Source organism: Anaerococcus cruorum, assembly GCF_046365495.1.
GTDB classification, from domain to species: Bacteria; Bacillota; Clostridia; order Tissierellales; family Peptoniphilaceae; genus Anaerococcus; species Anaerococcus cruorum.
This window is the reverse complement of record NZ_JBGMEH010000002.1, coordinates 15,246-36,596: the sequence shown is the minus strand read 5'-3', so window position 1 is coordinate 36,596 and position 21,351 is coordinate 15,246. Positions and strand designations below refer to the sequence as shown.

The 21,351-nt window shown below is 32.5% G+C and carries 21 protein-coding genes; 3 read left to right on the top strand and 18 right to left on the bottom strand.

Annotated features, from left to right (window positions below; translation table 11 throughout):
* Positions 1–66: 66 nt before the first annotated feature.
* The 9 genes from ACCQ40_RS02545 to ACCQ40_RS02505 all read right to left on the bottom strand — a co-directional run bounded on the left by ACCQ40_RS02545 (position 67) and on the right by ACCQ40_RS02505 (position 10,697).
* On the bottom strand, positions 67–1,080 hold the full coding sequence (locus ACCQ40_RS02545) for a LacI family DNA-binding transcriptional regulator (protein ID WP_410032488.1): 1,014 nt from the start codon (positions 1,078–1,080) through the stop codon (positions 67–69).
* 119 nt (positions 1,081–1,199) lie between these two features.
* Complete coding sequence (locus ACCQ40_RS02540) at positions 1,200–1,844, bottom strand: hypothetical protein (protein ID WP_410032487.1); 645 nt, start codon at positions 1,842–1,844, stop codon at positions 1,200–1,202.
* The gene (locus tag ACCQ40_RS02535) at positions 1,834–3,171 is read right to left on the bottom strand and encodes an MATE family efflux transporter (protein WP_410032485.1); all 1,338 of its coding nucleotides are present in this window, start codon (positions 3,169–3,171) and stop codon (positions 1,834–1,836) included. The genes ACCQ40_RS02540 and ACCQ40_RS02535 overlap by 11 nt, the downstream gene beginning before the upstream one ends.
* Positions 3,158–4,036 (bottom strand): metallophosphoesterase family protein, encoded by an 879-nt coding sequence (locus ACCQ40_RS02530; RefSeq protein WP_410032484.1) that lies wholly within the window; start codon positions 4,034–4,036, stop codon positions 3,158–3,160. Before ACCQ40_RS02530 ends, ACCQ40_RS02535 begins: the two co-directional genes overlap by 14 nt.
* A gap of 1 nt (position 4,037) precedes the next feature.
* Positions 4,038–4,943, bottom strand: a complete 906-nt coding sequence (locus tag ACCQ40_RS02525) for a carbohydrate ABC transporter permease (RefSeq protein WP_394010902.1) — start codon at positions 4,941–4,943, stop codon at positions 4,038–4,040.
* 72 nt (positions 4,944–5,015) lie between these two features.
* Positions 5,016–6,785 carry an extracellular solute-binding protein gene (locus ACCQ40_RS02520; protein WP_410032483.1) on the bottom strand — a complete coding sequence of 590 codons (1,770 nt, stop codon included), beginning with the start codon at positions 6,783–6,785 and terminating at the stop codon, positions 5,016–5,018.
* A gap of 11 nt (positions 6,786–6,796) precedes the next feature.
* Positions 6,797–7,825, bottom strand: a complete 1,029-nt coding sequence (locus ACCQ40_RS02515) for an ABC transporter permease (RefSeq protein ID WP_410032482.1) — start codon at positions 7,823–7,825, stop codon at positions 6,797–6,799.
* A complete protein-coding gene (locus ACCQ40_RS02510) occupies positions 7,743–8,975 on the bottom strand; it encodes an ABC transporter ATP-binding protein (RefSeq protein WP_463049201.1) in 1,233 nt (410 codons plus the stop codon). Before ACCQ40_RS02510 ends, ACCQ40_RS02515 begins: the two co-directional genes overlap by 83 nt.
* 381 nt (positions 8,976–9,356) lie before the next feature.
* Positions 9,357–10,697, bottom strand: coding sequence for an MATE family efflux transporter (locus ACCQ40_RS02505; RefSeq protein ID WP_410032481.1), 1,341 nt, complete (start codon positions 10,695–10,697; stop codon positions 9,357–9,359).
* 78 nt (positions 10,698–10,775) lie between these two features.
* On the opposite strand from ACCQ40_RS02505, the gene ACCQ40_RS02500 reads away from it, so the two are divergent.
* Together ACCQ40_RS02500 and ACCQ40_RS02495 are read left to right on the top strand one after the other, a co-directional pair.
* The gene (locus ACCQ40_RS02500; RefSeq protein ID WP_410032480.1) at positions 10,776–10,955 is read left to right on the top strand and encodes a maltose acetyltransferase domain-containing protein; all 180 of its coding nucleotides are present in this window, start codon (positions 10,776–10,778) and stop codon (positions 10,953–10,955) included.
* Positions 10,936–11,373: a sugar O-acetyltransferase gene (locus ACCQ40_RS02495; RefSeq protein WP_410032479.1), complete on the top strand. Its 438-nt coding sequence runs from the start codon at positions 10,936–10,938 to the stop codon at positions 11,371–11,373. Before ACCQ40_RS02500 ends, ACCQ40_RS02495 begins: the two co-directional genes overlap by 20 nt.
* A gap of 1,067 nt (positions 11,374–12,440) precedes the next feature.
* On the opposite strand, the gene sdaAA is transcribed toward ACCQ40_RS02495, so the two are convergent.
* The 9 genes from sdaAA to ACCQ40_RS02450 form a co-directional block, all read right to left on the bottom strand.
* Positions 12,441–13,319: an L-serine ammonia-lyase, iron-sulfur-dependent, subunit alpha gene (gene sdaAA / locus ACCQ40_RS02490; RefSeq protein WP_410032478.1), complete on the bottom strand. Its 879-nt coding sequence runs from the start codon at positions 13,317–13,319 to the stop codon at positions 12,441–12,443.
* Between the two features lie 9 nt (positions 13,320–13,328).
* Entirely contained in the window at positions 13,329–13,991 is a 663-nt protein-coding gene (gene sdaAB / locus ACCQ40_RS02485; protein ID WP_410032477.1) for an L-serine ammonia-lyase, iron-sulfur-dependent subunit beta, read from the bottom strand.
* 86 nt (positions 13,992–14,077) lie between these two features.
* Complete coding sequence (locus ACCQ40_RS02480; protein ID WP_410032476.1) at positions 14,078–15,310, bottom strand: dicarboxylate/amino acid:cation symporter; 1,233 nt, start codon at positions 15,308–15,310, stop codon at positions 14,078–14,080.
* A gap of 239 nt (positions 15,311–15,549) precedes the next feature.
* Positions 15,550–16,170 carry a superoxide dismutase gene (locus ACCQ40_RS02475; RefSeq protein ID WP_410032475.1) on the bottom strand — a complete coding sequence of 207 codons (621 nt, stop codon included), beginning with the start codon at positions 16,168–16,170 and terminating at the stop codon, positions 15,550–15,552.
* Between the two features lie 132 nt (positions 16,171–16,302).
* A complete protein-coding gene (locus ACCQ40_RS02470) occupies positions 16,303–17,025 on the bottom strand; it encodes a redoxin family protein (RefSeq protein WP_410032474.1) in 723 nt (240 codons plus the stop codon).
* On the bottom strand, positions 17,009–17,872 hold the full coding sequence (locus tag ACCQ40_RS02465; RefSeq protein WP_410032473.1) for a 4Fe-4S binding protein: 864 nt from the start codon (positions 17,870–17,872) through the stop codon (positions 17,009–17,011). The genes ACCQ40_RS02470 and ACCQ40_RS02465 overlap by 17 nt, the downstream gene beginning before the upstream one ends.
* Positions 17,865–17,978: a CD1871A family CXXC motif-containing protein gene (locus ACCQ40_RS02460; protein WP_463049203.1), complete on the bottom strand. Its 114-nt coding sequence runs from the start codon at positions 17,976–17,978 to the stop codon at positions 17,865–17,867. Before ACCQ40_RS02460 ends, ACCQ40_RS02465 begins: the two co-directional genes overlap by 8 nt.
* Positions 17,979–18,047: 69 nt before the next feature.
* The gene (locus ACCQ40_RS02455; protein WP_410032471.1) at positions 18,048–19,163 is read right to left on the bottom strand and encodes a sensor histidine kinase; all 1,116 of its coding nucleotides are present in this window, start codon (positions 19,161–19,163) and stop codon (positions 18,048–18,050) included.
* Complete coding sequence (locus tag ACCQ40_RS02450) at positions 19,153–19,824, bottom strand: response regulator transcription factor (protein WP_410032470.1); 672 nt, start codon at positions 19,822–19,824, stop codon at positions 19,153–19,155. The genes ACCQ40_RS02455 and ACCQ40_RS02450 overlap by 11 nt, the downstream gene beginning before the upstream one ends.
* A gap of 376 nt (positions 19,825–20,200) precedes the next feature.
* Here ACCQ40_RS02450 and ACCQ40_RS02445 point away from each other — a divergent pair, with 376 nt between their 5' ends.
* Positions 20,201–21,337, top strand: coding sequence for a YkvI family membrane protein (locus ACCQ40_RS02445; protein ID WP_410032469.1), 1,137 nt, complete (start codon positions 20,201–20,203; stop codon positions 21,335–21,337).
* The last annotated feature ends 14 nt before the right edge of the window (positions 21,338–21,351 follow it).

Genomic DNA, 21,351 nt, shown 5'->3' with positions numbered 1-21,351 from the left:
AATGTCGTGGATTTTAGTAAAGTTTACTAAATGCTTTCATTAAATTATTTAATAAATTTATTTTTTTTAAATTACGCTACTTTGGCGAATCATTAAATCAGAAGGTATTACTAATGTATATCCTATCTCTCTTCCGCTGAATCTATCATTCATCAACATAATTGCAGATTTAGCCATCTCATCTGTATGTATTCTTACTGAACTTAATGGTACATTTGTGTACCTAGCATATTCAGTATCATCGTAGGATACGATTTTAATTTGATTAGGAACACTAATATTCGCATCAGATAAAGCTTTTAAAGCCCCAACTGCGGTAGTATCGTTTCCTATAATGAAGGAATCTGGCATATCACCTTTTGCAATAGCACTGCTCATAGCCTCATACCCATATTTAAACCCATATTTTGTTATGTACACATTCCTAGAATCAAAAACTTTCAAATTTTTAGTGTAAAATTTAAAGGCTTCATATCTTCTATCTATAGATAAAATCGAATGATCATTATGTTTTATATATGATTTACCTCCCATAAATCCAATATTTTTTGATCCATTTTCTAACAGATGGTCTATAACATTAATTGTTACATCAAATAGTTCTGGTATAACACTATCAACATTTTTTATCCTAGCTTGATGACCAACTATAACTACATTTTTGTATGTTTCTTTTATATTTTCTATAATTTGATCAGATACCATTCCTATAATAATAACGCCATCTATTTCATCATTATCTTCAGTTTTAGTAAAGTTTTCTAAATGAATTACCCTATAATTAAAATTATTGGCAACACACGAATTTTCTACATTTTCCCTTAACATGCTGAAAAATGGATTTTTGATTTCATCTTCATAATCGATTCTTACAAGAATTAATATATTTTTTTTGACTTGATCTTCGTTTATAATATATTTTTTTCGATAATTTCTCTGATAATTATTTTCCCTTGCTATTGCTAAAATTTGCTGCCTAGTCTCAGGCTTAACACTAAATTCTTGATCATTATTTAAAACTCTAGAAACTGTTGAAACAGAAACATTCGCTTGTTTTGCTATTTCTTTTAATGTTATCAAAACATCACCTCTCGATTTTGATTATATAAATTTATTATACTGATTGAAATAAACCAATGTAAATTAAAAGACTCCTGAAATTTGTAATCTGATTGTTTTCAGAAGTCTCTAAAGTTCTTTTATTTTATACTAAATAAAAGATATGTGAGGGACTTTTTCTTTAGCATTTTGTTAAAAATGTAGTAGCTTAGGTCTATGAATATGCCTGGTAAGAGGATAAATATCAGTAAGTCGGAGATTTTATAAAAAATCATTGCTATTGCTGTTATTAAGGCATTTAATACTAGGATGTCGATTATGTTTACTATTACTAATGCTATTGCATTTTTTGCTATTTCTGTATATTTCATTTCCGGATATTTTGCCATTAGGTAAAAACTTAGGGTCATGGCATTTACTAGCACAAAGGCCATTATTATATTTAAGTAAAACATTCCGGTAAATAATGGGTTAATAGATGTTGAAAAGTAAAATAAATCTATGGCTAAAATTAAAATTAAACTTACATATAGCAGGCTAATTTTTAAGTATTTAAGGGCATAGGCTATTATATTTTCCTTAAAAAACTTAAATACTTTTATCTTTTCCTTATATCTTTCACCATCTATCTTTTTTACTAAATCAAACATCATCACATGGCCCCCGGCAAAGGTTAAAAACCCTAAGCCCATGACCATAGCAACTATAAGCATTATAGAATAGGTAAAGAAATAATATATTTTTTCAAAAATCATAGAAATTGTATTTCTAAATTTAGTATTCATAATCCACCTCATTTATTTTCATCCACTTACCAGATTTAAATCTTATGGTAAATAAAAGTCTTCTTAAAGCCTCATCTAGGATAAATATTATCCACACTGCCCTAAGTCCCATGCCTAGCTTAGTTACAAAAAGATAAGCAAGCGGGATTACTAGTGCATAAGTTGTAATTATTCCAACTATTACGGGGAATTTTACATCTTTTAGTACATTTAAAGAATTTACCAAAATCTCATTTGCCACACGCATAGGATCTAAAAGTATTTGGAAAAATAATAATTGGGTAACTATTGTTGTAATTTCTGGGTCTTTGGTAAAAATCCCTACCAAAAACCTCCCAAAAAGTGCCAAAACTAAATTAACTGCTGCTGCAATTAGACTTATCCTATTTGGATTTATAAGGCCAAATCTTTTTATCTTTTCAACTTCCTTATTCCTATACAAATTACCAATAACAAGATTGCCAGAAACTCCTGCTGCCACACCAATTGAAAATATAAAGGAAGTAATAGTTTGTGTATAAATTTTTGAACTTACCGCAATAGTTCCAAGAGAGGCTATTATGGCAGTAATCATAGTTTGGCTAAAGTTATAGGAAATTTGCTCCATAGCTGAGGGTATCCCTAGGGATAGGATTTCTTTTTTTAAGGGAATTTTTCTAAAACCATCTTTAAAATCAAATAATTCTGGTATCTTAGTTTTTAAAGTAAAAAATGTTAAAAGCATACCTAAAAGTCTTGAAATAAGAGTTGCAAGGGCAATATAGGTTATGCCCCCTAAATTAAAAATAACTATTACTGAATTTCCCAAAATCACTAAAAGAGTATTAATCACAGAAACTTTTACTGCAATTTTTACAAAACCGAAGGCACGCAAAGCCCCCAGCATAAGGGAAGTCATAGCTAAAAATATGATTGAAACTGACACTATCTTTATATATATAGAAGTTTCATTCAAAAGTTCCCTAGGAGTTTGCATGAGCATCAAAAGGTCTCTATTAAATAAAAATATAGCTATAACTATTAAAATTGCTATAATGACATTTAAAATTACCGATTCTTTTAAAATCGACTTTACATAGGCAAGTCTAGATTTTTCTGCATTTTGAATAATTAAAATACTTGCTCCAAGGACTACAATATTTGTTATCATGGCAAAAATGTTTAATAGTTGGTCAGATATCCCTATTGCTGCTACCATTTGGTCATTAAAAAGGGAGAATAAAAATACATTGAAATTTCCTATTAGGGTAAGGAAAATTTGCTCCACTAATAAGGGCCAAAATAAGTCTGTGTATTCTTTGGTAAAAAGTTTCTTATCTATTTGCATCAATCTGTATATTTCTAGTTTTTATTGCAAAAGGATCTTTTGTTATTTCTATAACTGTAGCTCCTTTTGGAACATCCCCGTAAGCTTGGTAGCCAGAAGAATTTGCAAAGGCTAAATGGATGCCAAAAAGTTCGCTATCAAAGTTATTTTCATGGTCATGGCCTACTATCATTCCCCAAGTTTCACCATTTAAAACCATATTTGCAAATAAACCAGTATTTATTTTTGGAGCAGAAATTTCTTCGTTGGTTTCTTCTTGTACTCCTGATAAGATATTTTCCTTACTTTGCCAATATTCTGGGATAGGAATGTGTTGGAAGATTATATTGCGTTTTACCCCATCATTTTTCTTATATTTATCAGATGTTTTTCTAAACCATTCCACCTGTTCTGGTAAAACCCATTCATAAGTCCCAAAACCTAATCTATCATCAGCACCCGAATCGATAAAGTATAAGTATGCAAGGTCTTTGCCATTTTCACTTAGAGGGATTACATAATTTTCCTTATCATCTATAATAAAGCTATCCTTTTTTTCTGGCTTATTTGCAATAGTTTTATCGTAAATTTCTCTTAATTCCGAGCGGGTAATGCCTTCTTCGCTATCGTGGTTTCCAAAGGTTATTGCAAGGGGAATATTATATTTATCAAAATATTCCATTACAATTTGAAAAACTTTATCAGAATCTTTGACCCCATCTGACCACATGATATCTCCTGTGTGAACTATCAAATCTGGTTTTTCATCAGTGAGAATTTTATCTATCAGATTAAAGGTTCTAATGTCATCCTCATGGTGAGGAAGATTTCCAAAATGTGTATCGGTAAACTGTACTATTTTAAAAGTATTATTTTTAAATTCCATATTATTCCTTTACTGATCCTATTGTGATACCTTGGACAAAATATTTTTGGATAAATGGATACATGATAACTATCGGTAGTATTACTACAATAATTGTTGCCATTTGTAGAGAGTCTCCTGTTACTTGGATTCTATCTAGTTGTTGGTAGGCTGCTCCTGCATTTTTTGCCAAAATATCTGCTAGACCTTGCTGACGGGTAAGCATATCTTGTAAGATTGTTGCAAGTGGTTTTAGCTTTTGATTTCTAACATAGAAACTTCCTGCAAACCAGTCATTCCAGTGACCTACAGCTGTAAAAAGTGTAACTGTAGCAAGAGTTGGTTTACTCATTGGTAGCACCATGTCGGTAAAAATTCTAAATTCTTTCATTCCATCTATTCTTGCAGCCTCCACAAGACTCATTGGCACTTGAGAAAAGGCAGATCTTAAAAGCAAAATGTTTGTCACACTATAAAGACCTGGCACAATATAAACCCAAATGGTATTTGTAAGACCTAATTGACTTAAAACTAAGTAGTAAGGAATAGTTCCGCCGCTAAATAGCATGGTAAAAAATATAAAAAATGTTATCTTGCCCCTACCTGGCAAATCTGGAATAGTAAGGGCCCAGGCTGCCATAGACATCAAAAATACACCAAGAGCAGTACCGATAACTGTTCTAAAGATCGATATGAAAAATCCATTTATTAAGTTATCTTGCTTAAAAACTTCCCTAAAGTTTTCTAGGGTAAATTCTCTTGGGAAAAAGGCAATACCTCCACGTGCCGCATCTTGACCTGAGTTAAAGGCAAGGGCTAGGATGTGTAAAAATGGCAAAATAATTGCTAGCGCCATAAGTGTCAATATAATATAAAAAATAATTTGTGACCACCTGCTAGTTTGGATGGCCTTATTTGATTTTTCCATAATCCTCCCTAAAATAAAAGATTCTCCGAGAAATTTTAACTTACTCTCGGAGAAGGCTTTTAATTTAAAATATTAATAGAATATTGTATCTCCATCTTTTTCTTTTTGTTCTAGGAACTTACAGAAACCTTCGATGTCAGCATCATTTAATCTTTGACGAGCTTGGTCTAGGATTGCATTTGCTTCTTCTTCACTTGTTGCGTAGTAAGCTTTAAGAATTGCATCATCCCAGTCTTCTAGAGCTTGGGTAAGGTTACCATCTTCTCCTTCAAATTCGTATAGGTAAGCTTTTGGATATAGACCATCAATTACTTCTTTGTCTTCGAATTTTTTATCAAAATTATATTCTTCAAGAAGTTTTGCTGCTCCACTTGCTTCTTCTCCTCTTACACTATCTCCCCAAGATTCTTCACCAAAATCTCCTAGATTATCCATGTCTGTGTAGGCAAAGTGTTCTCCCCAGAATGCTCTTACTCCTCTGAAACCTTCTTTGATTGCTTCGTCTGGATTTTCATCTTGAAGTTTTACTAATTCTTTTTTAGGAACTGGTTTACCATCTACCATGTCGTAGTGTTTACCTTCTAAACCGTAGAAGTATAGTAGCTTTCCTTCTTCACTTGCCATCCAGTCAGCAAATTTTACAATTTCTTCTGGATTTTCTGTTGTTGCTGGTATTGCCCAACCTGTGTAACCAGATTTGTATGGTTTTACCATATTATCTGATCCATCTACTCTTTTCATATCTCCAAGTGGCATCCATTCTCCATTGGCAATTTCTGGTCTATAGTTATGAGAGTCAGATACAATTGCAAATGATTTGTTTTGGATACCTTCTTGGGCACGCGTTTCTTCCATTGTGTAGAATTCTGGGTGCATTAGGCCTTCTTCTAACCATTTACGTACTTTAGCAACTCTTTTTTCACCGTAATCTGTCATAGATTCGTGTTTTACAGTGTCACCGTCTTTGGCAAATTTTTGTTCGCCTTCACCTTGCCAGATTAAATCTCTATATGGTCTTGGTCTTTCAGATCCACCCCATGATGTTGGTCCTAGTGGAGTAACAGGGTTACCGTTGTTGTCTTTATAATCACCTTTGGCAATTTTTTCTAATAATTCTTCTAATTGATCGCTTGTTTTTATATCATCAGTTTTTATACCAAGGTCTTCTGCAATGTCACGTCTTATAAACATATTTCCAAATAATTTACGTCCTGGATCTGCAGGATTTCTATTAATTGACATGTGAACTAGGTATGTTGCTCCATCTTGGTCATCTCTCATCATGATATTATCTTTTGTATCTGTTGGTAGATAGCCTTTTTCAAAGTATTTTCCATAGATTTTACTTTCTTTTAAAGGCTCAGAAATATCAGCAAACATTCCTTCATTACTTGCTTTTAATAATAATGGAAATTCTGGTCTACCTGAGTTATCTAAGTAAAAAGCAACTGCTTCTGGAAGATCTCCTGATGAAAGTCCTGCTGCAAGAGCTTCATAAGAATCTTCGTTTGATACTGATTCGATTGTTAGTGTAATACCAGTTTTGTCTTTGATATATTGAGCAATTTCTGGGCTCATTGTTCCTTCACCAGTATCTCCTGCTGATTCGAAAACTAAAAGTCTGATTTCACGATCAGCTATCCAAGTATCTGGTTTATCAGTATTTTGATCTGCAGTATTATTATCTTTTTTATCAGCATCTTCTGTTTTATTTTCTGCTGATTGAGTTTGTTCTGTATTATTATTTGTTGTGGTATTTGCTTCATTATTTCCACAAGCTGTTAGGGCAACTAAGCTCATTGCCATTAGCAATGCCTTGCTAAATGTTTTTTTAATATTCATATTTTCTCCTCTTACCATAAAGAATTTTCGCCGTACTTATCGGCTGCTTTGTTAACTGCAACTGTCAGTCCAAGTCCTACAAGCCCTTGGATAAGGCCAACTGCCGTAGCTGGACCGTAGCGAGCTTTTTCAAGCCCTGTTTTTACTACATAAGTATCAATTATTTCTGATACTTGGTAGTTTCCTGGATTTTGCATTAAATAAACTTGGTCAAATCCAGCTGATAATATGCCACCAAGGGAAATTATAAATAAAATCATAATTGTTTTTGATATCCCTGGTAAAGTAACATGGCGGGTTTGTTTTAATCTATTTGCACCATCTATAGCTGCAGCTTCATATAGTGATGGGGATATACCCATGATTGCTGCATAATAGATAATGGAATCCCAACCTACATTTTTCCACAAATAAGTTCCAAAGACTGCTGGATAGAAAAATTTATTTTCCATCATAAAAAATCTAGATCCATCACTGGCCCCTATATTTCTTAAAAGGTTATTAATCAAACCCGTGTTTGGAGCAAAAAGTTTATTTAACATACCTATTACAACTACCCATGAAATAAAATATGGTAAATAGGTAATAGATTGGAAAATTGATCTGTGTCTAGTATTTGATATTTCATTAAATATTAGGGCTAATATTATTGGGAAAGGTAGGTAAATAAATAATTTTATAGCTGATATTATAAGAGTATTTCTAATATATATAGGTGTTTGCCTATCAGCAAAAAATTCCTTAAAATATTGAAGTCCTACCCAGCCAGTACCATACATACCTGAGTTAAAAGAAAATTTTCTAAAGGCTAGGATATTTCCTGTCATTGGCCAGTAAGAAAATATCAAAAAGAACAATATGGCAGGAGCAAGCATTAAATAAAATGTCTTGTACTTAGCTATTTTTTGCCACAAAGTTTTTTTAACTGGTTTAAAAAATGGGTCATATCCATCATTATTAGGATGGTTGGTAAATGTGTGCTGAGCTATCGACGCTGCCTGACTCATCTGATTTCTCACGTTGGTGTTCGGATTTTCCACTTACATCCCTCCTTTCCTTAACAATATTTTGATAATTTTTCTCATTATCAAGGACTATGCGGTCTGTAGTGTCTTTATCAAAAAAGTTTGCAAAATTAAGGTCAAAAGCTAAGGTTAGCTCTTGGTTTCTAGAAAATTCATCTAGAGTATTTATTTTTGCTATGATATTTTCTTCATCTACTAAAAAGTGGATTAAAGTTTCTGATCCAAGCATTTCTGCAAGTCGTACATTGGTAGAAAATGATGAATAACGGTCATTATCTACATCTAAATTTTGTGCTAAAACAATATTTTCTGGACGAATTCCAAAAACTAATTCTTTGTTCATATAACCTTGAAAGGCTAATTGAGTAAGAATATTATCATTTAATTTTATAAGTCCATCTTTTGTTTTAAGTCCATTTTCTGTTAAAGTAGCTGAGATGAAGTTCATGGCAGGAGAACCCATAAAGCCTGCTACAAAAATATTATTTGGATATAAGTAAATATCTTTTGGTGTAGAAACTTGTTGGATGACCCCATCACGCATTAGGACAATCCTATCAGCCATAGTCATAGCTTCCACTTGGTCGTGGGTTACATATATTGTCGTATTCCCAAATTCTTTTGAAATATTTGAAATTTCAGATCTGGTTTGTACTCTCAGTTTTGCATCAAGGTTTGATAAAGGCTCATCCATTAAGAAAACTTTTGGATTTCTTGAAATAGCTCTTCCTAAAGCCACCCTTTGTCTTTGCCCACCTGATAATTCTTTTGGCAATCTATCTAAATAATCAGTAAGACCTATAATATCTGCAGTTTTTTTAACTGTTTTATCTATCTCACTTTGACTTTTATTTTGCATTTTTAGACCAAAACCCATATTTTCTGCCACAGTCATATGAGGATATAGAGCATAGTTTTGAAAAACCATGGCTATATCACGGTCTTTTGGATGGACATCATTCATTAATTTATCCTCAAAATAAAGCTGGCCTGAAGTAATATCTTCAAGTCCTGCTATCATTCTAAGGGTAGTTGACTTTCCGCATCCACTTGGCCCAACAAGTACGATAAATTCTCCATCTTTTATGTCAAGATTAAAATCTCTAACTACGTGTTGGCCTTCTATATAGTCTTTATAGATATGCGCAAGTTTTATATTGCTCATGCATGCTCCTTCTAGTTATAGTAGTAATTAAAATTTCGCTGGAATTTATTTTAAAATTTATCCATAGTAAATATGCTCGCCAAAAACCAGCACTCATTTATAAATATAGAGTAGGTATATTAAGAAAATATAATATAAATGTAAAATCACGTATTTACAAGAATGGTTTAAAATTGGCATTTTTTTTGCATAATGCTTTTTTATTTGTAAAAGTAGTTAATTAATCTTTAATGTTTTCCTTGCCTTTGTAAAACTTAAGCAAAATATTTGTAAAGAAAATTTTAAAATATTGGAAAAAAGAAAAACCCAGCAAACACTGAAATTTGCTGGGTTAAAGCTATTTATTAAAAAATTATTTATAACTTATATTAAGTTATAGGACTAGTAGAGGTCTCTTTTTATTTTTCTTAAGATTAACCCCATATTAAATGTTCCTTTTAAGATAGAAGTAAAGGTCATAGCAATCCATACTCCCGCTACACCAAAAATCGGCATAAAAAGTTTTGAAAATGGAATTCTTAAGGTATTAAGGATAATTGCTATTGTTGCTGGAGTTTTTGTATCTCCCATACCATTAAATGCACCATTTAGTCCAATTTCTACTGCCATAAATATTTGAGAAACTGATAAAATTGCAAGGTATAGGGCTCCAAGTTTTATAGTTTCTGGATCATTTGGTACAAAAGTTTTAATTAATGGATACCTAAAAATATAAAGAACAACCATGGAGATAGCTCCAATTACAAAGACAATTTCAAAAGATTTTTTGATTACTTCTTTTACTCTTTCAAAAAGCCCCGCTCCATAGTTTTGCCCAACCATGGCTGCTATTCCTATTTGCAAACCTTCTGTAGTATTCCAAGTTATAGATTCTAGCTGGCTACCAACAGAATAAGCTGCTACAGCTGCTTCTCCAAAGCCTGCCATAAATTTATTTAAAATCATACTAACAACTGCCATATAAACATTCATTAGTGCTGCAGGAATACCCAATCTAAAAATTTGACTCATCCAATTTCTCTTATAATCAAAACGAGTTATAGATTTTCTCAGTAACTGGTTTTTATTTAAAATCACTATTACAAAAATAATAGTAACGATAACTTGGGCTAAGACAGTAGCAAGAGCAGCTCCACGCACTTCCATACGTGGAAAGGGTCCTAAGCCAAAGATTAAAAGAGGATCTAGGATAATATTTGCAACAAGACCAATGGAGTTAATAATAAAGGGTGTAAGCGAATTTCCAAGAGACTGGAAACTTTGGGATAAGACTGGATTTATAAAGAAAAATATAATTCCAAGGGCCAAAATATAGATATATTCACGGGCATCAGTACTAGCAATTTCTGATAAATTAAAAAAACTTACATATATATTGCTAAAAATAAGCATAAGGCCCATATAAACAAAACCTAAAATAAAGGTTAAAATATAGCCATTATTTAAAATTCTAATTGTTTCATTTGTATTATCTCTACCAAAAGCTTGTGAAGCCAAAACTCCCATGCCAATTTTGGGAACCAAGGCCATGGCATTGGCAATCCATAATAAAAATCCAGCAAGTCCTACACCAGCTAAGGCATTTGATCCCAAACGCCCAATAAAAAACATATCCACAAAGCTATAGGTAATCTGAATAAAAGCAGTAAGGGCTAAGGGTAAGGATAGTTTTAAGAGGGATTTGGTAATATCTCCCTTAGTTAAATTTACATTTTGATTCATAACTTTCTCCTTTGATGATAATACTTTACAACTTAAATTTTCAATTGTCATTCTAGACCCATGTAGTATGGTTTTTATATGAAAACACAAAAACAAAGAATGATAGACGGTAAGCTTTATATGGGCGATGAAGAACTTCGCGAAGATACCTACCAAGCTCGCCGTAATATGCTAGAATTTAACAAGTTGATAACAAAAGAAGAAATTACTTCTATGGAAAGTAAAATTTTTGGAAGCTATGGTAACCCCTCCTATTAGATTTGATTATGGTTATAATACCCATATCGGAAAGGATACCTATTTAAACTTAAATACTACAATCCTTGATTGCGCGCCAGTTTATATAGGTGATAATGTAATGATTGGTCCAGATTGTTCAATCTTAACCCCTTATCACCCAGCAGATGCAGCAATAAGAAACACCGGTATAGGTTTTTCTAAACCAATAACAATAGAAAATGATGTATGGCTTGGAGGAAATGTGACAATAATTGGTGGTGTAACTATAGGAGAAGGCTCAGTAGTAGGGGCAGGATCTATAGTTGTAAAAGATATACCTAAAGATGTTATAGCAGTGGGTAATCCTTGTAAAGTTATTAGAAAAATAGATGAAAAAGATGCTATCCTATGGCAAGAAAAATACGATGAGTATTTAATAGAAATGGGAGAGGAATAATAAATTTTTACTATATAATCAAAAAAATTGAAATAAAATTTAGATTTAGAGGGCTTAGAATTTATAAAATTCCTATGGTCCTTTTTTATATTGTATTTTTTTATAGTTTTTTTCTACGTTTAAGAATGTCTGACTCTTAGGTAGATCTCTCCATTTCGCTTCGCTACAGTCGAGATGACAATGGGGCGATTTTCGTTGTATTTTGTTTTATTTTCTTAAAGACTTAATATTGATTAAAATGCTTATAAGATTATTATTTTAAATAACAAAGCTTCTCCTCTTGTCAATTCGACTGGAAAAGCTGCTAGGCTTTGGAGTGGAGAAATCTTCCTTAGATTTATGACACTTTTGGATTTTAATTTTTTTTACGTTTTATGATACCTAACTCTAGGGTAGATCTCTCCATTTCGCTTCGCTACAGTCGAGATGACAATAGGGTGAGGTTCATTGTATTTTGTTTTATTTTCTTAAAGACTTAATATTGATTAAAATGCTTATAAGATTATTATTTTAAATAACAAAGCTTCTCCTCTTGTCATTTCGACTGGAAAAGCTGCTAGGCTTTGGAGTGGAGAAATCTTTTTACGATTTATTGCCTATTGGGGTTTTATAAATTTTATTTAAAATTTTTTCTACGTTTTATGATACCTGACTCTAGGGTAGATCTCTCCATTTCGCTTCGCTACAGTCGAGATGACAATAGGGTGAGGTTCATTGTATTTTATTTTAATTTTTTAAATACTTAATATTAATTAAAAAGTTTATAAGATTATTATTTTAAATAACAAAGCTTCTCCTCTTGTCATTTCGACTGGAAAAGCCGCTAGGCTTTGGAGTGGAGAAATCTTCCTTAGATTTATGACACTTTGAGCTTTTATTTTTTATAATTTTATTTAGATTTTTTCTACGTTTTTTTGATGCCTTACTCTAAGGTAGATTTCTCAGCTAACATTGTGGTATTTTCTGTTGTGTTAATTCTTCTTTTTTAAATAATGTTTATTTACTAAAAAATCCCCAACACCAGCGGCATTAGGGATATTAAAATCATTTTTTTATTTAATCTTTATCTAATTTGTTCCATCAATATATTTTTCACGAAGTCTAAGTGCTGATGGACATACTGCTATACCGCCTTCTCCTGTTTCACGAAGGCCTGCTGGTAGGCTATCTCCTACTCTCTTCATTGCATCTACTGCTTCATCAAAGGTTACAAATACTTTTACTCCTGCCATTGCCATATCTGCACTTGCTAGGGCATTCATAACTCCGTTTGCATTTCTAATATTACATGGGAATTCTACCATACCACCTATTGGGTCACAGATAAGTCCCATTACGTTTAATAAGGCACATATTGCTGCATTTTCTTGTATTTCTATATCATATCCTCTTAGGTAACAAACTGCTGCTGCAGCCATTGCTGAAGCTGATCCTGTTTCTGCTTGGCAGCCACCTTCTGCTCCTGCAAATGTTGCGTTATCAAAGATTACTTGACCCATTTGAGTTGCTACTAGCATAGCTTCCATTAGTTTTCTATCATCAAAACCATATTTGTGGTACATAGTCATTAGCGTTGCTGGTAGTATTCCTGATGATCCTGCTGTTGGAGCTGCAACAATTTGTCCCATGGCTGCGTTTACTTCACTTGTAGAAAGAGCCATAGCCATAGCTTTTGCTGCGGTATCTCCTAAAACTGTATCTCCACTTAAAAAATAATCATTCATCACTTTTGCATTACCACCTGTCATACCTGTTACTGAAACTACTGGTACTTCAAGGGCTGCATGGGATGACTTTTTCATTACATCTAGGGTTCTTTGTAGTCTTTCAAAGATTTCTTCTTCGCTTCTGCCTGTGTTTTCCATCTCATCTTTAACAGATAATTCCCATAGGCTAGCGTTTTCTTTTTTGCATCTTTCTTTTAATAATTCAAATTTAGTTAGCATATTTTTATCCTAATCTATATATTTAATAAAGGTAAAGTCTTTACCGTTTTTAATTGTTTCAAGGGCTTCTTCATTTAGTGGCTCATCTAGCTCACAAACTAGCATTACATCATCGCCATCTTTTATTGTTTTCATCTCGTGGATATTATAACCATTGCTATAAAGAATATTTGAAACAAAGGCTATTATTCCTTTTTGCTCTCCATAGGCCATAAATAGGGTTGGTCTTTGAGCATAGTATTCTATAGGGTTACCATAGATTTTATTTATTACGATAGCTCCGCCTCCTATTGAGGATCCTTGGATATCTATTGGAGTTCTACCATCAGGGTATTTAAATACCATTCTAACAGTATTTGGGTGAACTTCTCCTAAATCTGTTTCTATAAATTTATAACCAATTCCTGCTTCATCAGCATATTCAAAGGCATTTATTATCCTATCATCTTCTGGACCATAGCCTAAAACTCCACCAACTAAGGCTCTGTTTGTACCATGTCCTTTATAAGTTTTTGCAAATGATCCATGCAAATAAAATTCTACTTCATTAAAGCCTGGATCTACCATTTTTCTTGCTACATTTGCAATTTTTGCCGCTCCTGCTGTGTGCGAAGAGCTTGGGCCTACCATAACTGGCCCTATAATATCAAATATTGAAGCATTTACTGCCATAATTACTCCTTATCTTTTTTAATAATATAAGCTAGCACAATTATATTATGCTAGCTTGATTTAGTTTTTACAAAGGTTATCTTTTATTATTTTGGATTTTTTATAACTGGGATTGGTTTCCAGTTTTTGTTTTTTAATATTTTTTTATTATAAATTTTATCAACGGCATTTGCTATAGCTACATCTCCAGAAATATTTGCTGCTGTTCCAAATGAGTCTTGGGTCAGGTAAAGAGATATTAATAATCCTGCCATAGCTGATTCTGGTGCTATACCTACCATTGGTAAAAATGGTAAGGCACTCATTACTGCTCCGCCTGGCGCTCCAGGAGCTGCTACCATTGCAATACCTAAAGTTACAATCAATTTAATAATAATATCAAATGAGTGTGGCAAATTATACATATAAAGGATGGTAAATATACATCCTGTTAAGGTTATCATAGATCCTGGCAGATGAACTGTTGCCCCAAGCGGTACAACAAAGTCTGCTATTTCTCTACTGACCCCATTATTTGCTGCACATTGTAAGTTTACTGGAATTGTTGCTGCTGATGATTGGGTACCTACAGCTGTCATATATCCTTTTACTTCATTTTTTAGCATAGCAGATGGATTCTTGCCTGTGTAAGCTCCTGAAATAACAAACATAAAAGTAACATATACTAAATGTAGGAGGATAAGACATATAAATATCTTCCAGAATATCCCTAAAATAGCCCTTACTGATCCTAGATAGCTCATTTCTGCAAAGTTACCAAAGATAAAAAATGGTAAGATTGGTATAATTGCTACCTCTAAAACCTTTACAATAATTGCGTTAAATTCAGATACTGCCTTATATAAAACATCTCCACTATTATTTCTTTTTAGCCAAGAAATAGAAATTCCCATCATAAATGCAAATATTAGTGCACTTGTTACATCAAAAAACGGTGTAAGTGGCACTGTAAAATATGGTTCTAGCTTATCTGCATTTGAAGATACTATTGCATCTATTTGTTCACTACTGATAAATTTTGGAAAAACGTTACTTGCCATTATGTATGATAGGCTACCTGCTATAAGTGTTGATAGGTAGGAAATCAAAACTGTAATACCTAAAAGCTTTCCAGCTCCCTCACCCAGATCAGAAATACCCTTTGTAACAAAGGCTAAAATCATCAATGGAATAATAAAGGATAAAAATGAACCAAAAATCTTTGAAAACGTAACTGCTACTCTAATAATACCAATAGGTAAATTTGCTCCTGCAAGAACCCCTAAGGCAATTGCAATAAGTAATTTTGGTATAAGACCAATACTTTTAATACGCCCCATAAATTTCTCCTAATAAATATATCTAATATAATTCAATTATATTAGAATATATAATATCACTTCTACGTGCAAAAGAAAATACGTTTTCAAAGTTTTTATTTATCTTATCATAGATTTAAGTATTTTCCAAATATTTTTTCATCTTTTAACATTAGTGTAATACTATGATAAATTTACACCAAAGTAATGTAAAAAAACTACTGGATAACCAGTAGTTTTGGAATTCTAACTATAAGGTATTATTTGCAAGTACCGCCTTTTTGGTATCTTTCTTCAATAACATCCCAGTTTACTACTTTCCACCATTCTTCTAGGTATTTTGGTCTAGCGTTTTGGTAGTCTAGGTAGTAGGCGTGTTCCCAAACATCATTGCCTAGGATAGCTTGTTTACCTTCTAGGATAGGGTTGTCTTGATTTTTTGTAGAAATTACTTCTAGTTCTCCATCATTAATTACAAGCCATGCCCAACCTGAGCCAAATTGGCCCTTTCCTGCTGCTTCAAATTCTTTTTTAAAGTTTTCAAAGGAGCCGAATTTTTTATCAATTGCTTCTTTTAATTCTCCAACTGGTTCACTAGATCCACCTGGTTTCATTGTATTCCAAAATAGGTTGTGGTTTAAAACTCCACCTAGGTTGTTGATTAGTTTTTGTTTTTTATCAGCATCATCTGTAATTTCATCAATGGCTTTTAATAAGCATTTTGGGCATTTCTTTTCTTCATAGCCTGTTCCTTCTAAAAGCTCATTTGCTGTATTTACGTAAGCTTGGTGGTGCTTATCGTGGTGGAAGGTCATTGTCTCTTTTGAGATAACTGGTTCTAGTGCATCATATTCATATGGTAAATCCATTAATTCTAACATTTATATTGCCTCCTAATGGGATTATTTTAAAATTTATTATATAGCTACTTACTATCCATAATTTATTATACCCGATAACGATAATTATTATCAACTGTTATGAAAATTGTTATAAGAATAAAAAAGCACCCCTTAGGATGCTTTTGATGACTCGATAGCCATTTTTATATTTTCTTTTAACTTTCCTTGTTGGTCTTTAGCTACTAGAGTTCCTTCAATTGGATCGCCTATTATATTTCCGTTTTTATCTACTACTATTGTTGTTGGATATACGAAAATATTTTCTAGGTAATCTTTCATTTCACCTTCATAATCTACTGCTAGTGCCTTATAGGTTGGTTTTTTATCTTTTATAATTCTTTGATAGGCTTCTTTGGTAGAGTCATCGTAGTTTACATCTGTACACATAGATACAAAGTCTACGCCATCTTCTTTTTTAAGCTCATCTGCAAGGTTATTTACTTCATCCATTTCTTCTATGCATGCTGAACAGCCTGTAAACCAAAGGTTGATTACTGTAGCATCATTTTTTTCTATATCTTTGTTAGAATATGGATTGCCATCTTGGTCTTTGGCTGTAAAGTTTGGAAGGGTTTTTTTATCATTAGTGTTTGCTGAATCGCTCTCTTCTTTATTTTCTTCTTTTTCAGCTTCTTTAGACATTTCTTTATTGTCTTTTTCTTCATTATCATCTGATTTTCCTTCATTTTTAGTATCACTTTTATCCTCAGCAGGCATTTCAGCTTGAGTATCGTTTTTTGTTGGTTGATTATCTTCTGGCTTATCATTATTTTGACAAGCTACTAGGGCTAGGCCTAGCATTATAATAGTATAAATATTATTTGCTTTTTTCATTTTCGCTCCTTTGTATAAAAGAGGAAGATATGGCTTTGGTCGGACAAGCTTTTGTACATTCATGACACCTTATGCACTCTAAGTGGCTAGAATTTTTTCTAATATCTACATCCATTTTGCAGACTTTTTCACATTTACCACAGTCGATGCATTTACTCTTGTCTACATCCATTTGGTAAAATGAATATTTATTAAAGAATGAGTAAAAAGCACCTAGGGGGCAAATCCACTTACAAAATGGCCTATAAAATATAATTGATAATATTATTGTCACAATAAGTATCCCAAGCTTTAGGTTAAACAGACTTCCTAAAGCTAACCTTAATGATGGATTTTTAATCGCAAGAGGTATGGCTCCTTCGATTATTCCTTGGGGACAGATATATTTGCAAAAATATGGAGGAATCACTTCATATCTATCACCCGCTATAAAGGCCAGGGCTATGATTAGTGAGAACAATATTATATATTTTATATATCTTAGGGGTTTTAATTTTTTTGTGGAGAATTTTTTGCTAGGAATTTTATGAAGTAAATCCTGAAACCAACCCATGGGACAGAAGAACCCACAGATAAGCCTTGCAACCATTACTCCAAAAAATGCCATCATACCAAAAACATAATATGAAAACTTGTACTTTTTTGACCCCATAACTGCCTGCATGGACCCTATTGGACATGATCCTGCTGCTCCCGGGCAGGAGTAGCAATTAAGTCCTGGCAAGCACAATTTTTTTGTAGAACCACTATAAATTTTGCCCTTAAAAAAGTTTGGTATATGAAAATTGTAGGCCAAGGCGGTAAGGGCTTGGATGGTGGATCTTTTAATATTTTTTATCTTATCCAATACCGATACACTCCAAACACAGGTTGATTGCCTTGGTAAATACACTATTAACTTCGCCTCTATAAGCTCCATATACCACAAAGCTTATAGAAAGAACTAGCAACATTCTACTAATTATTTTTTTGTCCTTTTCTATCATATCTTTACCTCGTAAATAATGATAGCAAATAAAACATTAATTTTCTGTTAAAAATGAAATAATAAATTTTGAACCTTGGGGTTTATCGTCTACAACGCTAATTTTAGCACCCAAAGCATCGACAATTTCTTTAGAAAGGGCAAGACCTATACCAAATCCTTCTGCTGACCTAGAACCATCTGCTTGGTAAAAAAGATCAAAGACTCTCTCCTTTTGCTCATCAGTCATTCCAATGCCTGTATCTGATACTTCTATTATAGTTTGATTGCTATTTTCTTTGGTTAGGATGTCTATAGACCCTCCCTGCCTATTATATTTGACAGAATTTTCTATAATATTAAATAAAAGTCTTTGTAAAAGAGCATCGTCAGTATTGATACATAAATCTTCATCTTTTATGAAATTTACCGCTATGTCTTTATTAGCAATCTTATCTTCTAAATCAAATAAAATCTCTTCTATTAAAGTTCCAACGCAAACCTTACTTATACTTGGTTCTTGATTTTTTGAAAACAACAATACCGATTCTATTAAACTTTTAAGCTTATCTATATTTTGATCAATTTTTTCTACAAAGGCAGCCTCTTCTTGGCTGATGTTCTTTCTCTTATAAACGTCTACTTGAGCTTTCATAACAGCCACTGGTGTTCGCAGCTCGTGGGCTACATTTGTTGAAAAATCTTTTTGTTTTTTATAATCTCTATAAATCCTTGCCATAAGTTGGTTAAAACTTTTTGATAGGTCAACTATTTCACTAGACCCATCCTCTATTAAAAGTTTTTCAGAAAAAGTTTCTGGTTTATTTATATCGATTTTGGCAATGTTTTTTTGTAAAGTTTTAAGGGGTTCTAAGATTTTTGAAATTATTAGAGCAAAAATTAAAGATCCTATTATAATTACAATTCCTGTTACAACAAATGTATATATCCTAAAATCTGTTGTTGATTGCAAATAAGCATTATTTACCGTTACTACTACCGAATTACTATAAGATGGCATATATTTTTCAATCTGCTTTAGCATCTCCTCAGTCATCTGAATTTGCTTTTGGTTGATCATGTAGTTTGTTATGCTAATCATGGCTATAAAAATAATTACAACAGCACTTATCAGCTTAAAAACTATGGACTTATAAAATTTATCAGCTTTCATAAATCCTATAGCCCTTACCAATTACATTTTGAATTTTATTCTCACCGCTAATCTCTTTAATTTTCTTCCTTAATGATGACATATGAACACGCACTGAGTTTGAAAAACTATCAGCATTGGAGTCCCAGACGTGGTCGATAAGCTCTTCACTAGATACAAAACGCTCTTTATTTAAGAATAAATATTCCAAAATCCCAGTTTCTTTTTGAGTCAGATTTATTTTTTCATCTCCCACAAAAGCTTCACGGGTCATAGTATCAAATTTCATATTTCCTGATTCAAGAATGGTTGATTCTGTTATAGATTTGCGACGTAAAAGGGCACGCATACGGGCATCAAGCTCTTTTAAATCAAATGGTTTTACCATATAATCATTAGCACCAAAATCAAGACCCTTTACCCTATCATCTATATCAGAACGAGCGGTAAGCATAATAATATTTACTTCTTGGTTAAATTTTCTAATCTCATCTAATACTTCAAATCCATCCTTTTTTGGTAAATTTATATCAAGGATTACAATATCATAATTTTCTATATAAGCCATATCGATAGCTTCCTCACCATCACTGGCTTTATCAACAGCATAACCATACATGCTTAGACCTTCTTCTAATAAATTTAATAAATCTAAATCGTCTTCTACAACTAAAACACGCATATTTACCTCCATTTTATTTTATTTTGATTATAGCATAAATATAGGTTAAATTTAGGTAAAGGAGTCAATAAAACTAAAGCTTTATAAATAATTATTTATTTTTTTGAAATATTATTTGACTTTATTATTGTAAAGAGTTATAATTTCTTTTAAATAAAAATATCAAAGAGGTAATAAAAATGTTTGTTTTTAATCACAACCTAGTTCTCATTATTAATATCATCATATAAAAGGCTAATTTTACTGGTTATTTTCATTAAAATAATTAACAAAATTGGTCCTATTAACGATTTTAAAAATAAGAATGGGACCTTTTTGAAGCTCTCATTCTATCTAGGTTGAGAGCTATTTTTATGACAATTTAGGAGGAAAGAATATGGATAGTAAAAAGGTATTTGAATCATCAAATAGTAATGAAAAAGTAAGTTTTAGAAATGTTATGAGGGTTGCAGGTGCAGTCATCGCTTTTTTGATAGGATCTGGTTTTGCATCCGGCCAGGAAGTTTTTCAGTTTTTAACAGTTTATGGATATAGGGGGATAATCGGATCATTGGTTGCCATGTTTGTCTGCTCTTGTGTATCTGGAATCTTAATGTCTTTTGGATACAGAACAAGAAATAAGGAAAATTCTAGCCCATATTCTCATTATTTGGGTAAATATTTTGGTCAATTTATGACCTACTACACACCCTTTTTTGCATTTCTAATTACAATAGTAATGATATCAGGGACAGGTGCTACATTAAATCAATATTTTGGCCTAGATCCTAAAATAGGAACAGTAGCAATGACTATTTTAATAACAATCATTGCCCTACTTGGTTTGACCAGAGTTGTAGATGTAATCTCTTTGATAGGACCTTTTCTTATAATATTTACCTTATCAATAGCATTTTATACTTTAGCAACAAATCCCGGCAATTTTTCATCTGCCGACCAAGCTTTAAAAAATATGAATAACTTGCCTTATGGAGCTGGTAACTCTAGGTCTTATTGGGTTTTAGCGTCAATATTATTTGTAGCCTACAATATAGTAGCAGGAGTCCCTTTTATGGTCGAACTTGGTTCAAAAGAAGTTACCAGTAACAAAGAAGCTTGGATAGGCGGAATAGCTGGAGGAGTTGGACTTATGGCAGCAGCCTTTGCCCTAAATTTAGCTATGCTTGGCCATGTTGATGAATTAGTTGGTGCAGAGGTGCCAGTTATAACATTGGCGCAAAAAATGGGTCCTTGGGTTAGTTTTATATTTGTAATTATCTTATTAGCAGGCATATTTTCAACATCTGTCCCTATGCTTTTAACCGTTACAAACGCCCTTACAAAAGAGGATACAAAAAAATCCACAAAAAATATATTAATAGTCCTTGTAGCCTTCCTAGCTTTAGTAGGCGGCCAGCTTCCTTTTGGTAGGCTAGTTGGTTTGGTATATCCATTTACAGGATATTTTGGTATAGCAATGATAGTTTTATTTATAGTAAAAGAGTTTAAAGAAAGAAAAGAAGGAAATTTATAAAATATAAAGGAGAT